Origin of the sequence: Flaviflexus massiliensis (assembly GCF_001375495.1) — a bacterium.
GTDB lineage: Bacteria > Actinomycetota > Actinomycetes > Actinomycetales > Actinomycetaceae > Flaviflexus > Flaviflexus massiliensis.
Genome location: NZ_LN831058.1, coordinates 1,241,182 through 1,259,247 on the forward strand (window position 1 = coordinate 1,241,182; position 18,066 = coordinate 1,259,247).

Sequence of the window (18,066 nt, forward strand, 5' to 3'; positions counted from 1 at the left end):
GCATGATTATTCCCGTCCTCGAAGGACTCACCCTCAGTAAGGGCCACGCGGGAGGGCGCGACGCCATTATCTTCCCCGATCTCACAGCCTCGCGGGAGGTGACGGCAAAGGACGCGACAACGATCCTGGATCGCACAACGGGCATTGGTGGCGAGGTACTCATGCGAGTCGTCCGCGCCAACCCCGACGGTACTCTCTGGCGAGTCGATACGTGGTCGGTGGATGAGTTGCGAGATATTGGACCGTTCCTCAGGCTGGCAGCCCACTACCTGCGCGTTTCTGGGCTTGTCGACCTGGGTGACGGTGAAGCGCTAGCCTTTGAAACTCCCGATGGGCCGGTCTACGTGACCCGGACCGGAAACAGGTACCTCACCCAGATTTCGCCATCAACACCCGTCAGCAAGGAAGCCGTGGAGCGAGGCTACGATGTTGCTGTCACGCTCGATGGGGTGACCGGTGCACGGGGTGGCATGAGGGGCGGCCTCACGGTGATGTCGAATGACCCCAGCATTGTCGTCGCCCTCGAACACTCCGAAGAACTCAACGCCGCGACAGGCAGCGGGAAGGTTGATCCTGAAAAGCCGGGTGCCGGCCTCGTCCTGGTCGTGCCGCTCGGGGATGCCCCGATCCTCGACTTCGACGGTATTGAGCGGGCCGCTACGCGTTTCCAGGCGCGTGGCTTCCAGGATGGTCGTGAGCAACTAACGGAGTTGGGAATCCGAGATGCTGCCATCGCACTACATGCGTGGGCGGGGGAGGCCGCGACCGGGATCTACCTCGCCCACGCTGGCGGCCACGAGATTGAAATTAGGTTCTCTGGCGGATCCATTGAAGTCACCGGCCCCGCCGAGATCGTTGCCGAGTTTAATCTTGCTGGGATCGTGGGCGAGGGTTCCTGACATCCATGACCCGGAAGCCACCGGTCGACCCTAATCTTTCCACCTCGTAGCCCTCACCTTGAAGCCAGGTGCCGAGCGAGTCCGCACCGAGGTTCTTCGAAACGACGATGCTGGCCGTGCCTTGCAGGTGCTGGAACCAGTCGAGCAGTAGCGCGTGGAGAGGCCCCTTGCCGACCCGGACCGGGGGATTCGACCAGATTGCCTCAATGCCGCGATTGCGGGCGATCTCCAGCCCTTCCTCGGGCGTCACGACCTGAATATTCGTGAGGCCGGCGCGTTCCGCATTCTCCTGCGTAAGAGCGCGGGCCCGCTCGTTAACGTCCACGGCAAGCACGTGAGCATTCGGTGAGGCCGAGGCAAGAGCGAGGGAAATCGGCCCCCAGCCGCATCCCACATCAACCAACAAACCTTCGTGTGGTGGGTCCACAACGTACTTGAGAAGCGCCTGGGTTCCCTTGTCGAGGCGATCGTGTGAAAAGACGCCGCTCGAGGAGGTGATATCGAAGCGGGTACCGCGGATCGTGAAGCTGTAGTCAGCTCGCTTATCGGCAGAGCCAGGGTCGGTGGAGAAGTAGTGTTCAGGCACAGAACTAAACTACCGTAGGAGTGCCCTCCATGAGATAATGGGACCGCAATAAGGAGACTCTAATTACCGAACGAGACATTTTTTCCCGTCAGGGTACGGCCCTGCAAGCAGATGCAGACTACCGACCCGAGTTTGCTGGTGACGATCTAGAACGAGAACAGCGGTCCGCACTTCGACGTGTTCCGGGCCTGTCGACAGAGCTCCAAGACATCACCGAAGTCGAGTACCGCCAGCTTCGCCTCGAGAACGTGATCCTGGTGGGGATATGGACCTCCGGTACCGCCGCCGAAGCCGAAGTGTCCCTGCGTGAACTCGCAGCACTGGCCGAGACAGCCGGGTCTGCCGTTCTCGACGGGGTCCTGCAGCGCCGTGACAAGCCCGATAACGCAACCTATCTCGGTTCCGGCAAGGCTCGCGAGGTCGCTGATCTCGTAGCCGAGACCGGGGCGGACACGATTATTGTTGACACGGAGCTGTCTCCCAATCAGCGACGTAACCTCGAGGACGTTGCCAAGGTCAAGGTCATCGACCGCACCACCCTCATTCTCGACATCTTTGCTCAGCACGCGAAGTCAAGAGAGGGCAAGGCCCGGGTTGAGCTCGCTCAACTCGAATACCTCCTCCCGAGACTCCGTGGCTGGGGTGAATCCATGTCCCGTCAGGCCGGTGGCCGTGTCGGTGCCGGTGATGGTATCGGATCGCGCGGTCCCGGTGAGACCCAGATCGAACTCGATCGCCGCCGCATTCGTCAGCGCATGGCAAAGCTGAAGAAAGATATTGCGAACATGGAGCCAGCGCGGCGCACGCAGCGCTCCAATAGGCGACGCAACCACCTCCCGTCGGTCGTGGTCGTGGGCTACACCAACGCCGGTAAATCCTCCCTCATGAACCGCCTCACGGACGCGGGAGTGCTCGTTGAGAACGCACTCTTCGCAACACTTGACCCGACCGTGCGACGGAGTGAAACGACGGATGGTCGTGCCTACACGATCTCTGACACGGTTGGATTTGTTCGCTCCCTCCCCACCCAGCTCGTGGAAGCGTTCCGCTCCACCCTGGAAGAGGTGGCCGAAGGTGATCTCATGCTCCACGTGGTCGACAGCTCGCACCCGAACCCGGTCGGCCAAGTTGAGGCCGTCCACGCGGTGTTGCGGGACGTCGAGGGTGCGGAAGACGTCCCAGAAGTCATCGTCCTGTCGAAGGCCGATCTTGCCGATCCGGTCGACCTCGCTGCACTCCGTTCCCGGTTCCCGGGATCTGTCGTTGTCTCCGCCAAGACCGGTGAGGGCATCGAACAGTTGGAAGAATTGATTGCCCAGCGTCTGCCGCGGCCCGCCGTCTCGGTCGATGTCGTTGTGCCGTTCGATCGGGGCGACCTGATCTCCCGTGTCCACACCGAGGGTGAAATCCTGTCTGAACGCTACAGCGAGAACGGGACGGTTCTGAACGCGCTGGTCGACGAGGATCTAGCTTCCGAGCTCCTGGAGTGCAGTGTCGGTCACTGACGTTCTTGAGAAGGTTGTAGCCGGGATTGGTGGCAAGCGTCGGGATGGGCAGGTTGAGATGGCGGAGGCCGTCTACACCGCGCTCGAAGACGGCGGTCATCTCCTCGTCCAGGCAGGCACAGGCACCGGAAAGTCGATGGGATACCTCGTCCCGGTTGCGCTCTGGGTCGCAAAAACACAGCGGCGTGCGATTGTCTCCACCGCAACTCTCGCCCTGCAACGCCAAATAACCCAGGAGGATGCGCCCCGGGTCGTTGAAGCGGTCGCGAAGGAAACGGGAGTGCGAGTCAAGACCGCACTGCTCAAGGGCTGGCAAAACTATGCGTGCCTCAAACGAGTGAATCAGGATGCTGGACAGGATGCGCTATTCGGTGAGGACGAAGCGACCGATACTGGGAAGCAGGTCCTGCGAGCACGAGAATGGGCACTGAACTCGGAAACGGGTGACCGAGATAGTCTCGTTCCCGGTGTGCCGGACCAGGTGTGGCGCCAAATATCTGTGACCAAGCAGGAGTGCGACGGTAAAGACTGCCCACTCATCAACGAATGCTTCCCCGAGAAGGCACGCCTCGAAGCTCAAGAGGCAGACATTGTGATCACGAACCACGCGATGCTCGGGGTGCAATCCTCCAAGGTTGAGGTCCTCCCACCCTCGGGTGCCGTCATCATCGACGAGGCACACGACCTTGTGGGGCGGGTAACCAGCCAGCTCACGATCCGGATCGGAGCCGCCGACATCAACCGCATTGCTCGGATGATGCGCTCCTCGGGCAAGCTCGACACCGAATTCCTTCGCCACGGAGATAGCCTCCTCGAGGCGCTCACGGAGATTGAGGGCAGAATCCGGATGATCCCGGATCCGGTGCGAGAATCGCTCGGTGCCATGGCCCGCACGCTCAAGGAATCGTGCGAATCAGAACAGTTCGCCAAGGCCTTCATCAAAGACGTCGACGATCTGTTCTCCGAGGAAGGCACACACGTGGTGTGGGCCAGTGATGACGGGCTCTACGGCGCTCCGCTCGATGTTGCTGGACCCATCGCCAACGAAATCTTCTCGGACCGAGCCGCGGTCCTCACCTCCGCCACCCTCGAAGTGGGCGGTTCCTTTGATCCGATGGCCTACCAGGTGGGTCTCGCTTTCCCAGATCAGGGGCCGTGGACGGGGATGGATGTGGGATCCCCATTCGACTATGCCAAGCAGGGAATCATGTACATCGGTGCGGACTTGCCGGCACCTGGGCGCGATGGCCAATCCGAGGAAGCCCTCCAACGCATGGTTGAACTCATCCGAGCCTCCGACGGAGGGGCGCTCGGACTCTTCTCCTCACGCAGGGGAGCTGAAGCAGCGGCCGAATACTTTCGCAAGCACCTCGACGTCCCAATCTTCTGCCAAGGCGAAGACCAACTCTCTACCCTCGTTGACGCATTCAAATCAGATGATCGGGCCTGCCTCGTCGGCACACTGTCACTGTGGCAGGGTATTGACGTCCCGGGACGAGCCTGCCGGCTCGTTATCATCGACCGCATACCCTTCCCGCGGCCGGATGACCCGGTCTCTCAAGCTCGCACCGAACAGGTTGGTAGACGGGGTGGGAATGGGTTCATGCAGGTCTCAGCCACCCATGCGGCAGTGCTCATGGCCCAGGCCTCCGGCAGGCTCCTCCGCTCCACGAACGACAAGGGCGTCGTTGCCGTGTTTGATTCACGGCTCCTCACAAAGGCGTATGGAGGCTACCTCCGCGCCGGCATGCCACCCATGTGGCCAACCAAAGACCTGGAGCTTACCAAGAAGTCGCTAGCTCGGCTTGCACGCGAAGCAGACTGAAGGATCTCTTACAGTCGAGCACACAGCCTAGTTTCCTGCTCTCTCCAAACAGGATGGCGGTTTCACCGGTGTTGCCATTGATGACCCGGCGTTGCCGTTGGTGACAAGGGGGCGGGCGGAATCTCCAAGGGGAACAAACAAGCACTGCCGCTCCATGAGTGACCGATGAGAGGCAGTGCTTGAATGATCCTATTTTCGACTACAGTGCGCGCACTACGGTGACGACGCGCCCAAGAACTGTTGCAGTATCTCCGGGAATGGGTGCGTATGCATCGTTGTGGGGGAGGAGCCAGACGTGCCCGTCCCTCTTATCGAAAGTCTTGACGGTGGCTTCATCATCGATCAAGGCAGCAACGATGTCGCCGTTGCGAGCATCCTGCTGCTGACGAACAACAACCCAGTCGCCATCGAGGATGCCGGCGTCAATCATGGAGTCACCGGATACCTCAAGCATGAACATGTCACCATTGCCGGTCATCTGACGGGGGATGGAGAACACGTCCTCCACCATCTGATCCGCCAGGATTGGGGAACCTGCGGCAATTCGGCCGACGAGGGGAACGGCGACCGATTCTGCAACCTGAACACTGTCGGGATTCTCGGCCGGTGAGTCATCGCCCAGGACGGAGCGTGCTCGATCGGTCAGCATGAGTGTGCGTGGGCGGCGCGGATCTCGCTCGATCAGCCCCAGTTTTTCCAGAGTGTCGAGGTGGTGCTTGACCGATGAGGGGCTCGCGAGCCCGATGCCTGCACCGGTTTCGCGGACGGATGGGGCATAGCCGTTCTTCATCATGAACTGCTGGAGGAACGCCAGGACCTCAACTTGCCTATCCGTGATGTTCTCGGTCATTGCCGCTCCCGCCCTGGTGGATTTAAGGAAAAAATTCTGTCCGAACCGCTTCGTAACCTGGTTACAGGATATGCGGCCGTGAGGTGAACAATCAAACACTTGTTCTAATCGGCGGGTCGTGTATAGAATGCAAACAGTTGTTCGAGAACAAACGTTCGAGGAAAGTGAAGGAGATAGCCATGAGTGCTCTTCTCGTATCCCAGCCCCAGCACACCGGTCTGCGCCCCGTTGACCTCCCGAGGCTCCGCGCAGTATCCAACCGTGCGCCGATCGATGTTCCCCAGCTCCCAAAGCCCGCACCGATCCCGGTCGTTGAACTCTCTGCTGTGGCAGACGCTTCCGAACATGAGGTAAGCAGAGTTAACGAGGGACTTGAGCGTCTCGTTGGTGCCCTCAAGATTGGCGTCACGATTGCCGCAAGCGTGGCCTTCGCTTTCGGTCTTCAACTCTGGCTCACAATCTAGACGCCGAGTGTAAAATGACAGAATGCATTGCCCTTTCTGTCACAATACCGACTCCCGAGTTATCGACTCTCGCTCGCTTGATGAGGGACAAGCGATTCGCCGGCGTCGCGAATGCCCGGCATGCAAACGCAGGTTCACCACTACCGAAACAGCTTCGCTCGTTGTTGTGAAGCGTTCCGGTATCACCGAACCGTTCTCGCGTGAAAAGATTATCGATGGTGTGCTGAAGGCGTGCCAGGGTCGACCGGTCGGCCGCGATGATCTGGCAGTACTAGCCAGCCAGGTGGAGGAAATTGTCCGGGCCACAGGGGCTGCACACATCAACTCCGACGATATTGGACGTGCCATCCTCGGCCCGCTACGTGAACTCGACCAAATCGCCTACCTTCGTTTCGCATCTGTCTACCTCAATTTCGAGAATCTCGATGACTTTGACGCGGCGATCAACGAGCTTCGTCAAAGCAATGAAGAGGCACTTCAGGGAGCTGAGTAATCGGACTGACTCCGCGAGTTCAGACAAATCTGAAACAGATATGGGTGTGGGGCGGCAATTGCCGCCCCACACCCATATCAGCACTCGCTACTTTTCTTCTGTCTGGTCGTTAGAAGTATGTGTGGACTCAGCGGACTCAGGGAAGTTGGGAGCTCCTTGGCTTGCTTCCGTGTCTGTGACTTTCTCATCCTTCGTCTTGGCTGAAGTGGCTTCCAGCTTGCTTCGGAGCTCTGTCGCCCTGTCCATGAGGTCCTCTCCGGTTTCAGAAAGCTTCTTTCGCCACTGGCCAGCGGTCAGCTCAAGTTCATTGAGCTGTTCCTTGACTGAGCGTCGCATGACCTTGCCGAGCTGAGAGCGGGGGAGTTCGTCGAAGATGGCGATGGACTTCGGCATGGAGTAGTGCGAGAGCTTGTCCTGCGTCCACTTACGGACGTTCTCGAGATCGATGGAAGCACCGGGTTCGAGAACTAATGCGGCGACCACCTGCTCGCCACGGGAACCATCGGGTACTCCAACGACGGCGACGTCACGCACTCCGGGCATCGATCGCACAACATCTTCCACCTGGGAGGGGTAGACGTTGAATCCGGAGCGGATGATCATTTCCTTGCGGCGGTCAGCCATGACAAGGAAGCCATCATCCCAGCGAGCGAGGTCGCCCGTGCGGAGCCACTCGCCATCAATGAGAGTCGCTGCCGTTTCTTCGGGCTGGTTGAGATAACCGACGAAGATGTTGGGGCCGCGGACAATGAGCTCGCCCACCTCGCCCTCCGGCATTTCCACCTCAATGTTGTCCGGGTTAACGATCTTGGCGTCGATTGAGGGGAAGGGCAGGCCGAGCGTGGAGGGGCGACGGTCCGCTGAGATGGGCGAGCCTGAAATCACGGGGGAGGACTCGGTCATGCCATAGCCCTCGATCACGAGAGAGTCGGTTGCCTTTTCCCACTGGGCTGCGAGTTTTGGAAGGAGAGGCATGGCTCCAGACACCGAATAGTTGAGCTTGGTGAACGGATTCGGGTCGTCACCCATGGCCTCAAGCAGCTTCTCGTACATGGGAGGAACTCCCGCAAAAAAGGTGATGGGGTGACGCTTGTTGGAAGCGATGAGCATCTTTGGGTCGAACGTGGGGAGAACGTTTTGGGTACCCGCGAGTCCGATTGCGAGGACGAGGGACAGCATCATGCCGAATGCGTGGAAAAACGGAAGGATCGAGGCAATCGTTTCCCCGCCGCGTTTGAATTCATGCAGCCAGGCGACCACCTGGCTGTAGTTTGACATAAGATTGAAGTGAGTAAGGCACACTGCCTTTGGAGTGCCCGTGGTACCACCGGTGTGGAGGTAGACAGCAACATCGTCCATGTCCGGGCCTTCGGCCACGTATTCGGCAGGTGCCGAGGCAACCATTTTTTCAAACGAGAAGACGTGGCTAGGAACCTTGCCCCTCATCTTCTCCTTTTGGGCCCGTGCCGCCTTGATAGGGAGCTTGAGGAGAAGCTGGGAGCGCTTTGGAAGAGCGGCCGTCAGGTTGACCGCGAGGATGGTGCGGCCGGGGAGCTTGTTCGCGAGTTTCTCCAGCGTCTGTTCCCAGCCGATGACAACCTGAGCACCGTGGTTATCGATCTGTGCGACGAGCTCGGAGGTAGCAGCAAGGGGATTGTGTTCTGCAAGTGTGGCGCCGATTGCCCAGGTGGCGTATGCGATGGCAACATGCTGCGTGCAGTTGGGAAGGATGACAGCCACGACATCACCCTTTTTCACGCCCGCCAAAGTCAGCATTGAAGCGGTCTTCTTCACCATTTCCCCAAGCTCGGCGTAGGTGGTTTTCTGGCCAATGAAGTCGATCGCGTGACGGTTGGGGAAGTCTGCGACCGCGCGGTCAAGCAGGGTTGACAGTGGGTTAGTGGGTAGCTCAATTTCGTCCGGCACACCAGCAGGGTAATGGGCACGCGCCATAGCGTTCTCCTTCATACTTAAAACGACTCACTGTCCATTTTGGCATGCGTACCTGTGGAGAGACGAAGAACCCGTCAAATGGTTTTGAGAAGAAGACGGGGGAAATGACTGTGTGGGACCCGTTTGGGCCCCACACAGCTGGTCTGAGTATTTAGTTGTTGGCTTGCGCCAATCGCGAAACCGGTGTCCTAGTCCCGGGACAGGACACGGAGGCGGATCGTTTCGGGTGAATCCGCGAGGGCCTTGACTGCGTCCTGGGGGATGTTGGAGGAAATGTCGGTCACCATGTAGCCAATCTGGCCCTGGGTGGCGAGCTGCTGTGCCTCGATGTTGGCACCGGATTCCGCGAAGACCTGGTTGACCTTGGCGAGAGCGCCGGGCATGTTCGTGTGTACCCAGGCGATGCGGTAGCGCGACGATTGTGCGGGCGATCCGTTGATCTGGGGCATGTTGACGGACATGTCCGTGTCACCCTTGCGGTAGTAGCTGACAAGCTTCTCGGACACAAAGAGTCCGATTGCGCGCTGCGCTTCTTCCGTGGATCCTCCCACGTGGGGGGTGAGAATGACGTTGTCGAGTCCGGTCAAAACCGACTCGAACGTGTCGCCGTTCTTCCGGGGCTCACTTGGGAACACGTCGACGCCTGCGCCAGCGATGTGGCCCTGCTTGATCCGCTCGGCAAGAGCGTCAACGTCGACCACGAAACCGCGGGAGAGGTTGAGGAAGATGGCGCCGGGCTTCATCATCGCGAACTGCTTTTCGCCGAAGAAGCTCTTGTTTTCGGCCCGACCATCAACGTGAATGGTGACGATATCGGCTACTTCGAGGAGTTCCTCGAGGCTGTTCATGCGGCGCGCGTTACCGATGACGAGCTTCTCGGCAGTGTCGTAGAAGACGACCCTCATGCCCAGCGCCTCTGCCACGACGGACAGCTGCATACCGATATTGCCGAAACCGATAATGCCGAGGGTGCGGCCACGGACCTCGTGGGAGCCGATTGCGGACTTTTCCCAGATCCCCTGGTGGAGGGCTTTATCCTGGACGGGGAGGCGACGGGAGAGTGAAATGATCTCACCGATCGCGAGCTCGACAACAGAACGAGTGTTGGAGTACGGGGCGTTGAATACGCCCACTCCCTGGCTCGTGGCGGCCTCCAAGTCGATCTGGTTGGTGCCGATCGAGAAGGTTCCGATCGAGAGTAGGTTGGGGCGAGCTTCGAGGACCTTGCGGGTGACTTCGGTCTTGGACCGGATGCCGAGGATGTCGATTCCATCGAGCGCGTCGATAAGATCGGCCTCGTCGAGGGCGCCGCGATGGCGCACGACCTCGATACCGGCACGAGCAAAGGCGGCGTCAGCGTTAGAATGTGGATTCTCAAGTAGCAGAGCGCGAGTCATAGTGCCATCATCCTCGCCTGTCCACCTTTCGGGCAAATCTGTGCCAAGTGTTGAGAACTACGCCTCGAAGTGTGAGCGGGCTTCAGGATCGCAGTTGTCGAGGAATTCGGCAATGCGAGTGGTTTCCGAGGTTTCCCCAATGGCCTGCGTGGCCCTGCCCAGGTAGAAGAGGGCAGCGAGGAAGCCCCGGTTGGGCTCGTGCGAGTAGGGGACCGGTCCCTGGCCGCGCCAACCATTCTTGCGGAGCAGGTCGAGTCCGCGGTGATAGCCGACCCTGGCGTATGCGTACGATTCGAGTTCGTCACCGTCCTCCCAAGCCTCCTGGGCGAGATTGGCCCAGGCGAGGGGAGAGTCGGGGCGGCGACGCGCAACGTCCTCCGGGGCGCTGGCGGCGAGGAGGGCATCGACTTCGAGATCTTCCGGAAGGTAGGTGGGTTCCGGTCCAATTGTGATCTGCATCAGATCTCCGTTCCTGGTGTCAGAATGAGGTGCTGAGTAGGTCGTGTCATGGCGACGTAAAGGTCACCGGGCTCTTTGATCGTCCCATCAATAATGACACAGTCAAATTCGAGTCCCTTGGATTCGCGCGGGGTCATGGTCTGGATCTGGGGATGGTCAATGGTGGGCGGGTTCTCGGAAATGATCGCGATGAGCCCCTGACCGGGACCGAAGCTCTCGTTCAGGAAGGCGAGCTCGTTCTCGATCGCTGTATTCAGCTCTTCCACCCGCATCGCATTCTCCACCTCGCGTACCGCGTTGACGGGATGGTGGAGGGTGATGTTGCGCCGGTTCATGGCCCGCTCTGCTTCGTGCAGGATCGAGGCGGGCGTGCGATAAGAAATGGTTAAGACCTCTTCCCTCAGGTGGGATGACAGGTTGCCAAGCAGTTCCTCCCAGCCACCGGCGGGAGCACCCGCTGCCCGCTGATCCAGGTCGCCAACGATCGTGAGGGAACGGGAGGGAACCCTGCGCGCCACCATGCGCCACGCGAGCGGGGACAGTTCCTGCGCCTCATCGACCACGACGTGGCCGTACGCCCAGGTTCGGTCCGCCGCGGCTCGGTCAGCGAGCGGCAGGTGCGTGGATTCGGCGGCGCGCTGCCGCTCGGCAAGCATCTTCGCCGACACGATCCCGCCACCGAGATTCATGCCCGACAGTGTTGCTTCCGTGTATGCCTCCAGGCTGTCCTCACGCACGGTGTCGACTGGGATGTCGCCAAGAAGCTCGGCGAGTTCATCGAGGATGGGGATGTCGGCGGAGGTGAAGCCCAAGCCCCGAGGCCGGTACAGGTGGGCCCGTTCCGCATCGCTCAGTTCCGGTGCGAGGTTCGCGAGCAGTGAGGGGTGGGCGTACAGGTGCTCGAGGAGCCACGTGTGGGTAGCGGGCAGCCAGCGCAGGTTCACTTCCCGGCGCACGTCCTCATTTGAGGCGATGTCGGCAAGCAGCCAGTCCTGGTTCTCCGTGTCGGACACGATGAGGTATTCCTTGACGAGCGCATCGACGACCGTTCGTGCGTAGGCCTGGCGTGCCTCATTATGAGGCCCGCCGTGGCGGCGGGCGCGGGACTGGCCGTGGGACACGAACTCGGGCTTGAGCTCAATCGTGTGCGAATTGATGCGCAGTCGGATCGGTTTCTTCAGTGGCCGGCGCAAGTATTCGACCGCGCGTGAGGCAATGGTCTGCCAGATTGTCCGGCCCTTGATCTCAGCGGCTTCGGGAGAATCAACCGCTGTTGGTGTGATGCCCGGGAGGAGATGGTCGACGGTGCTGGAGACAACATCGGATTCGCCGAGTGAGGGGAGGACGCGGGAAATGTAGGACAGGAATCCGGTGCTGGGACCAAGGATAAGAACACCGGAGCGCGAGAATCGGGTCCTGTGGGCGTACAGCAGGTAGGCGGCACGGTGGAGTGCGACCGCGGTCTTGCCTGTACCGGGGCCGCCCTGGACAACGAGGACTCCCGTGGAGTCGGCTCTGATGATCTGATCCTGTTCAACCTGGATGGTGGCGACAATGTCGGACATGTGGCCCTGGCGGGCAGAACCGAGTGAGGCCATGAGCGCGCCCTCACCGGTCAGATTCAAGTTCGCAGCTGCTTCGGTGTCCGAGGTCAGCAGCTCATCTTCGACGGAGGTGACCTTGCGCAGCCGGGACTGAATGTGGCGGCGGCGCACCATGCCGAGAGGATTGAGGGCGGTGGCGCGATAGAACGGTTCGGCCTGGGGTGCGCGCCAATCAAGAAGAATCACACTGCGATCCTCGTCACGGAGCCCGATGCGTCCAACGTGGGTGATGTCACCGTTTTCTGAGTCGAGACGGCCGAGCACAAGCTGGTGTTCAACGTGGGCGAGTCGCGACAGATGATCCTCGTAGTCGGCCGCAAACGAGTCCCGTTGGAAGAGTTCTTCCGGGTTCAGCTCGTCGGGGTTTCCCCGCCCCTCGATGCGAATATCGGCCAGTTTTTGCGCGTAATCGGCCGTCAAGGAATCGAGGCGTGCATAGGCTGTGTCGAGGTAGCCCTGCTCCTCAGAAATCGAGTCCATTGTTTCTCCATCGCTCATGAGACATACAATTATCCAAGACGGATAGGCATCTTGTCATTCTTGAGCGGAGGTGGACCATGACGGACCTGCTGGAATTCACGTCAGATCCCGACGAAACCCCACAGCAGATCTCGACCCTAATCTGCGTGGTCGGAGGTGGGCCGTTTGATGCGGGAGGAATCTCGGGCGCTGTCGGCCAGGCGCTCGGCGAGGGTGAACTCATCGCTTCATTCGATCCCGACCTGATTTTCGACTTCCGTTCCGAACGTCCCATGATCACGTTCGAGAATGGCGCCATGACCCGTATGACCGACCCGCGTCTCGACGTGTACCTGGTTGAAGACGTTGAGGGCGAGAAATACATCATGCTGCGCGGCAACGAACCGGACTTGCGTTGGCACTCCCTCTCCGAGGGAGTTCTTCAGCTCGCCACCCAGTTCGGTGTCGAACGGTTCTATGCGCTCGGTGGTCTCCCGTCCGGGATCCCGCACACCCGCCCCGTTGATCTGCTGATCCGCGGCTACCGCAGGTCCCAGCCCGACCAGGAATCCACCTACATTCAGTCCGTGAACTTCTCCGAGTTCCTCGTCTACACGCTCGGAACATCAGGGATTGAAACGACGTCAGTTCTATCCCGGGTACCCTTCTATCTCGTCAACTCAATGTATGCGGCAGCGGCCGGAGCCGTCGTCACGTACGTATCGGACGATACTGGGCTAGCCCTCCCGCTCGGAGATATCGAGCGGGCCGCGCAGAGCGAATCCGAACAGATCGAAGCAGCCTACGGGGAGCAGGAAGACTTCCAGACCCTCGTTGCCTCCCTCGAACAGGAATACGACACGGAGGGACCCAATTCTGGGTTCATCATCCCCTCGGACGTGAGCAAGACGGAGATCCCGAGCGCGGACGAGCTCGGTGAGGCTGCTGAGCAGTTCCTTGCCAGGCGCAACCAGCGCCCCGGACGCAGGCGCGGAAGGCACGCTAAACGCAAAGACGAATGACGATGCGAATCTGGCTAGCCGGGCTAGCCGTCTACATCATGGCGGTGGCCGCCCGAACTAGTTTCGGTGTGGCCTCACTTGATGCACTCTCCCGATTCGACATCTCCGCAGCCGAACTCTCCCTCTTCACAGTCGTTCAGCTAGCCGTCTATGCCGGATGTCAGATCCCGCTCGGCATCCTCCTCGACAAGTACGGATCCCGCCCCATCATCATCGGCGGGGCCCTCACTCTTTGCGGCGGGCCGGGGTTGGCCGCGGGTTCCGGGACCGACCCCCGTGGTGCCCGCGGCCGCCCCCCCCTCCTTCCCCTTTATCCCTTTCGCGAGGGGATAGGGACAGGGGCCGGCGGGGGCCATCAAGATGTTAAAAAGAAACAGCAACAAGTCCGGACCCCGCCCCATCATCATCGGCGGGGCCATCATTCTTGCGGGCGGCCAGGTCTGGCTCGCGTTTGCAGGTACGTACCCGAGTGCGCTCGCGGCCCGCATCCTCATCGGCATGGGAGACGCAACCGCCTACACCTCGGTGCTCCGACTGATCCCGCAGTGGTTCCCACCGGGCAGGGTACCCCTCTACACCCAGCTGACCTCGTTCCTGGGGCAGGCGGGGCAGGTCATCTCCTCCATCCCTTTCGCCATGATGCTCGCCCACTTCGGGTGGGAAAAGGCGTTCCTCGCAATGGGAATCGTTGGCGGCATCGTCGGTCTTTTCGCCGCTGTATTCATTAGAGAAAAAGAACAATTCGTTCCCAATACCGAAAAGACGGCGACCAAGTCCCTCTCCCACCCGGGAGTCTGGCAGGGATTCTGGGCCCACTTCACCCTCGGTTTCCCAGGAAACGTTTTCCTGCTCCTGTGGGGCGTGCCCTTCATGGCAGCCAACGGTATTGACCAGTCCGTTGCCTCCGCACTCCTCATCGTGTGCTCGGTCGCCGGCATCGTCACCGGACCGCTTGTTGCACGCATGGTATCCCGCCACCCCCTTCGGCGAGGCTGGCCCGTCATCACCATCGCCCTCATCCTCACCTTCTCTTGGGCCTGGGTGCTGACGCGCTCGCGGCCGGTCGAGGAATGGGAGTTCGCAATCCTTCTCGTTGTCCTAGCTCTCGGAGCCTCCGGCTCCGCGATAGGCTTCGACTTCGCTCGCACCTCCGTCCCCATCCGCGGTCTCGGCGTCGCTAACGGGCTTGTCAATCAGGGCGCGTTCTTTGCCGCCCTCATCTCCTCCTACATCATCGGTCTCGTCCTCGACCACCGGGCACCCGATGGGAACTACGAGCTCACGGACTTCAAGGCGGCCCTGTCCACCCAATTCATTCTCATCGGGATCGGGGTGGCCGGATTCCTGATCGTCGGCCGCAGTGCCACCAAACGATTCGAACAGGACCGAGGAACCACGATCCAACCAGCACGGATTGCGATCGAGAGGATCCTCCGCGAATTCCGTGCCGACCGCGTAGCGAGAGCAGACGAAAAGGAAGGACTGCATGAGCAGGCTGGTGAAAGAACCGGTAGGCGGTGGCCGTTCCCGCTCCTCGACAACAGAACCGGTGCTCGCACCCCTGCCTCCGCCCACTCCTCGTCAAAACCGGTCGACCAGATTGATCATGCTGAGTTGAACACGACGCCGAACGAGGTCGATACGAAACGATACGACGAGTCGAATCCCGACATTCAATCTGTTTCCCCGAACGCCGCAGGTGTGTCGGTAGAAGAGTTGGATGCTGGCAACGACGTGGGTGGAGCCGACGAGGCTGAGACCGAGACTGATATTGCCAGCGATCAAACGTGGACGGTAGAGCTAGCTCCAGATCCAGCACGACGTGCGGGAATCGCGGACTGGAGCGCATCGCCTGCCTCCTCGGCGATCACTCCCGATGAGGTCGACAAATAGACGGGACTCCTTGCTCAAGTAAGACAGGTGAGCATGCCTGCCGTTGACGCCGCCCAAGCTCACCTGGGTTGAATCACCAGGGATCAGTCGTTGGAGAGTCCTAGGTTGACTTCGGGAAGGTCCAGGTAGGGCGATGCTGACGGTTTGAGATCTGAATAAATTCTTGCTGGCATGGGCAGACGATAGACCTCCCGAGTCATGTTGGGCCAGGGTTGCTGGCTCGCACCGAGAACGATATTCCCGTAGCGTCGGCCCGACCAGATCGCCGGATCCGTGATGGCAATGACGTGATCAAACACGGAAAGTACGGTAGCGATCTCGGCCTTGTAGTGGCGAGAGAGATTAAGAAGATAGATCCCGTTGGGAGCCAGCGCGTTCCGAGCATCGATCGCCGCCTCCTGGGTCATGAGATGGTAGGGAACGGTTCCTTCCGCGAATGCGTCCCGCACGATCACGTCCCAACCCTTCCCGGCCTGGGAATGAAGAACCTGTCGTCCCTCGGCATTCCGGATGCGCAGGCGCGGGGAGCGGGGGAGCGGGAACCATTCGCGCACCTTCGTCGCGAGAATCTCATCGACCTCGATCGCGAGCTGGCGGGAGTTCGGGTGCGAAGCGTCGAGAGCGCGAGGGAGAGCACAGCCGGCTCCACCGATGTGGAGGGCCCGGATGCCGGTCCCTCGTGGAAACCGTCCCTCGGTGAGAAGCCGCATGTGCTGCATGTATTCGAACTCCAGATATTCCGGATCGGTCAAATCGAGGGCGGAAGACGGCAGACCATCCAGATAGAGTGTGAGGAGGGAAGGTCGATCAGGGTCAACCGTGATACTTGCGATGCTCATCGACGTCATTTCTTCCATGGTTCAACAGTACGGGAGGTGCCATGTCACGGGCTCCGCGGTCCCAGGCGGGTCGCCGCATGCGAGGCGGTGATGATTCCCGCACGCCCATCCTCCACGTGGACATGGATGCGTTCTTTGTTGAAGTGGAACTCCTGGAACGCCCCCACCTGAGAGGCAAACCCGTGGCCGTTGGCGGCCAAGAACGAGGGGTGATCGCCTCAGCCTCCTACGAGGCCCGTGCCTACGGCGTGAACTCGGCCATGCCCGTGGTGCAAGCAAAACGCCTGTGCCCCGACCTCATCATGATTCCGGTGCGGCACGGCATCTACTCGACCGTGTCTCGACGGATCATGGAAATCCTCGGATCCTTCACCCCGACCGTCGAACAGGTCTCGGTCGACGAGGCGTTCCTCGATGTTTCCGGAGACCGCAAACGCAGGCCCGTCCAGATCGCACAACACATCAGGGCCGCGATCAGAGAACAGGAGGGGGTACCGGCGTCGGTTGGCATTGCCGCCACCAAGCACGTTGCGAAGATCGCCTCGGCTCATGCCAAGCCCGACGGATTCCTCCTCGTCCCGGAAAACGAGACCCTCGCCTTCCTCGGAGACCTCCCCATCGGTGCCCTGTGGGGAGTGGGAGAGGCAACGCAAAAGAAGCTCGCCAGCCGCGGCATCACCTCCGTCACCGACATCCGTGAACTGTCCCAAGCTGACCTTGAGCGAATGCTAGGGAAAATGGGTGGCAAACTGTGGGAACTTGCCAACGGCATTGACCGGCGCGACGTTGTGACGACCAGGGTGGAAAAGTCGATCGGGAAAGAAGAAACCTACTTCGATCTCCTCACAGTGAGGAGTGAGGTCGAAGCCCGCATGCTCCACCAGGCCCACGAATGCGCGAGACGGCTCCGCGAGAGGGGGCTCGTTGCCTGGCGGATCAGCATCAAAGTTCGAGACGCCTCCTTCTCAACGATCACCCGCTCCCACACCCTCATGTCACCAACAAACCTGGCATCCGAAATCTACCGGGTCGCCATCTCGATGCTGGACATGCCGCCCGGGGGAGTGCGGCTCGTCGGGGTCCGCGTAGAAAGCATTGAACCGGGTGAATCCACCCAGACGATACTGGGTGACGATGGCCGGACTGAGCAGGCTGAACGTACCCTGGACACCATCAGGAAGAAGTTTGGCTCCGGGGTAGTGGGACCCGGCACTCTGCTATCCCCTCGGGGTGAGGACGGGCTATGATGAGCAGTAACGATGACTAGGAGGTCTCCATGGCGCTGTCAGAATACGAGCAGGAAATGCTCGCGCAACTCGAGGAACAGCTACGGGATGAAGATCCGAAGCTGGCTCAATCTTTCCAGCCCGCGCGCCAGGTTTCCCTCAAGAGGCTCGTGATTGGACTCTTCATCGTTGTTGCCGGCCTTGGCATCCTTGTCGCAGCCGTCGCCTTCTCCATGAGCTGGCTCGGCATTATCGCCTTCGTCGTCATGCTCGGCGGGGCCCTCTACATCTTCTCCGGTCCGCGTGGCTTGAGCAGCGCTCCACCGGCCCCCACCGATAGCAGGCGCGGCCCGTCACGAGAATCCTTCATGGCCCGCCAGCAGGACATGTGGGAACGCAGGCGGGAACAGGACGGGAGCTAAGCCCCCACTCCTCCCAACCACTTCCCACCACGGAACTGAAACCCGGCCTCGGCCGGGTTTTTCCTTGCCTGACAACAAGCTGAACTTCATATTCTTCCTCCACCGTATTTTTCGTTGAAAATTGGCGAAAACTACCCTCCTGACGCGGTGATTTGCGGTTGCATGTGGAG

The 18,066-nt window shown here is 60.4% G+C and carries 16 protein-coding genes; 9 read left to right on the plus strand and 7 right to left on the minus strand.

Translation table 11 applies throughout. From position 1 onward, the window contains the following. Nucleotides 1-2 precede the first annotated feature (2 nt). A complete protein-coding gene (locus BN1241_RS09755) occupies nt 3-899 on the plus strand; it encodes a diaminopimelate epimerase (protein ID WP_054953402.1) in 897 nt (298 codons plus the stop codon). Here BN1241_RS09755 and BN1241_RS09760 read toward each other — a convergent pair. Next, nucleotides 865-1,485 carry a class I SAM-dependent methyltransferase gene (locus BN1241_RS09760; RefSeq protein ID WP_054953403.1) on the minus strand — a complete coding sequence of 207 codons (621 nt, stop codon included), beginning with the start codon at nt 1,483-1,485 and terminating at the stop codon, nt 865-867. The genes BN1241_RS09755 and BN1241_RS09760 overlap by 35 nt on opposite strands. 62 nt (nt 1,486-1,547) lie before the next feature. Here BN1241_RS09760 and hflX point away from each other — a divergent pair, with 62 nt between their 5' ends. Then, a complete protein-coding gene (hflX, locus tag BN1241_RS09765; RefSeq protein WP_054953404.1) occupies nt 1,548-2,990 on the plus strand; it encodes a GTPase HflX in 1,443 nt (480 codons plus the stop codon). Beyond that, nucleotides 2,977-4,815 carry an ATP-dependent DNA helicase gene (locus BN1241_RS09770; protein WP_054953405.1) on the plus strand — a complete coding sequence of 613 codons (1,839 nt, stop codon included), beginning with the start codon at nt 2,977-2,979 and terminating at the stop codon, nt 4,813-4,815. Before hflX ends, BN1241_RS09770 begins: the two co-directional genes overlap by 14 nt. A gap of 199 nt (nt 4,816-5,014) precedes the next feature. Here BN1241_RS09770 and lexA read toward each other — a convergent pair whose 3' ends face one another. Further along, nucleotides 5,015-5,665, minus strand: coding sequence for a transcriptional repressor LexA (gene lexA / locus BN1241_RS09775; RefSeq protein WP_054953406.1), 651 nt, complete (start codon nt 5,663-5,665; stop codon nt 5,015-5,017). Nucleotides 5,666-5,844: 179 nt separating this feature from the next. Here lexA and BN1241_RS09780 point away from each other — a divergent pair, with 179 nt between their 5' ends. Both BN1241_RS09780 and nrdR read left to right on the plus strand, forming a co-directional pair. Further along, entirely contained in the window at nt 5,845-6,129 is a 285-nt protein-coding gene (locus BN1241_RS09780; protein WP_054953407.1) for a hypothetical protein, read from the plus strand. A gap of 22 nt (nt 6,130-6,151) precedes the next feature. After that, nucleotides 6,152-6,622, plus strand: a complete 471-nt coding sequence (nrdR, locus tag BN1241_RS09785) for a transcriptional regulator NrdR (RefSeq protein ID WP_054953408.1) — start codon at nt 6,152-6,154, stop codon at nt 6,620-6,622. 87 nt (nt 6,623-6,709) lie between these two features. Here the strand turns inward: nrdR and BN1241_RS09790 are convergent, their stop codons facing one another. From BN1241_RS09790 to BN1241_RS09805, 4 genes are all read right to left on the minus strand, one after another. Then, entirely contained in the window at nt 6,710-8,575 is a 1,866-nt protein-coding gene (locus tag BN1241_RS09790; protein WP_077138351.1) for an AMP-binding protein, read from the minus strand. A 188-nt stretch (nt 8,576-8,763) separates the two neighbouring features. Further along, complete coding sequence (serA, locus tag BN1241_RS09795; protein WP_054953409.1) at nt 8,764-9,972, minus strand: phosphoglycerate dehydrogenase; 1,209 nt, start codon at nt 9,970-9,972, stop codon at nt 8,764-8,766. Between the two features lie 57 nt (nt 9,973-10,029). Then, a complete protein-coding gene (locus BN1241_RS09800) occupies nt 10,030-10,431 on the minus strand; it encodes a DUF3151 domain-containing protein (RefSeq protein WP_054953410.1) in 402 nt (133 codons plus the stop codon). Further along, a complete protein-coding gene (locus BN1241_RS09805; protein ID WP_230198302.1) occupies nt 10,431-12,515 on the minus strand; it encodes a HelD family protein in 2,085 nt (694 codons plus the stop codon). The genes BN1241_RS09800 and BN1241_RS09805 overlap by 1 nt, the downstream gene beginning before the upstream one ends. Nucleotides 12,516-12,592: 77 nt before the next feature. Here BN1241_RS09805 and BN1241_RS09810 point away from each other — a divergent pair, with 77 nt between their 5' ends. Next, complete coding sequence (locus BN1241_RS09810; RefSeq protein WP_054953412.1) at nt 12,593-13,516, plus strand: PAC2 family protein; 924 nt, start codon at nt 12,593-12,595, stop codon at nt 13,514-13,516. A gap of 360 nt (nt 13,517-13,876) precedes the next feature. Next, nucleotides 13,877-15,409 (plus strand): MFS transporter, encoded by a 1,533-nt coding sequence (locus BN1241_RS09820; protein WP_077138353.1) that lies wholly within the window; start codon nt 13,877-13,879, stop codon nt 15,407-15,409. Nucleotides 15,410-15,492: 83 nt separating this feature from the next. On the opposite strand, the gene BN1241_RS09825 is transcribed toward BN1241_RS09820, so the two are convergent. Beyond that, a complete protein-coding gene (locus BN1241_RS09825; RefSeq protein ID WP_147599394.1) occupies nt 15,493-16,248 on the minus strand; it encodes a spermidine synthase in 756 nt (251 codons plus the stop codon). Nucleotides 16,249-16,289: 41 nt separating this feature from the next. Here BN1241_RS09825 and dinB point away from each other — a divergent pair, with 41 nt between their 5' ends. Together dinB and BN1241_RS09835 are read left to right on the plus strand one after the other, a co-directional pair. After that, nucleotides 16,290-17,495, plus strand: a complete 1,206-nt coding sequence (dinB, locus tag BN1241_RS09830) for a DNA polymerase IV (RefSeq protein ID WP_054953416.1) — start codon at nt 16,290-16,292, stop codon at nt 17,493-17,495. Nucleotides 17,496-17,524: 29 nt separating this feature from the next. Continuing rightward, nucleotides 17,525-17,896 (plus strand): DUF3040 domain-containing protein, encoded by a 372-nt coding sequence (locus BN1241_RS09835; protein WP_054953417.1) that lies wholly within the window; start codon nt 17,525-17,527, stop codon nt 17,894-17,896. Nucleotides 17,897-18,066: the final 170 nt, after the last annotated feature.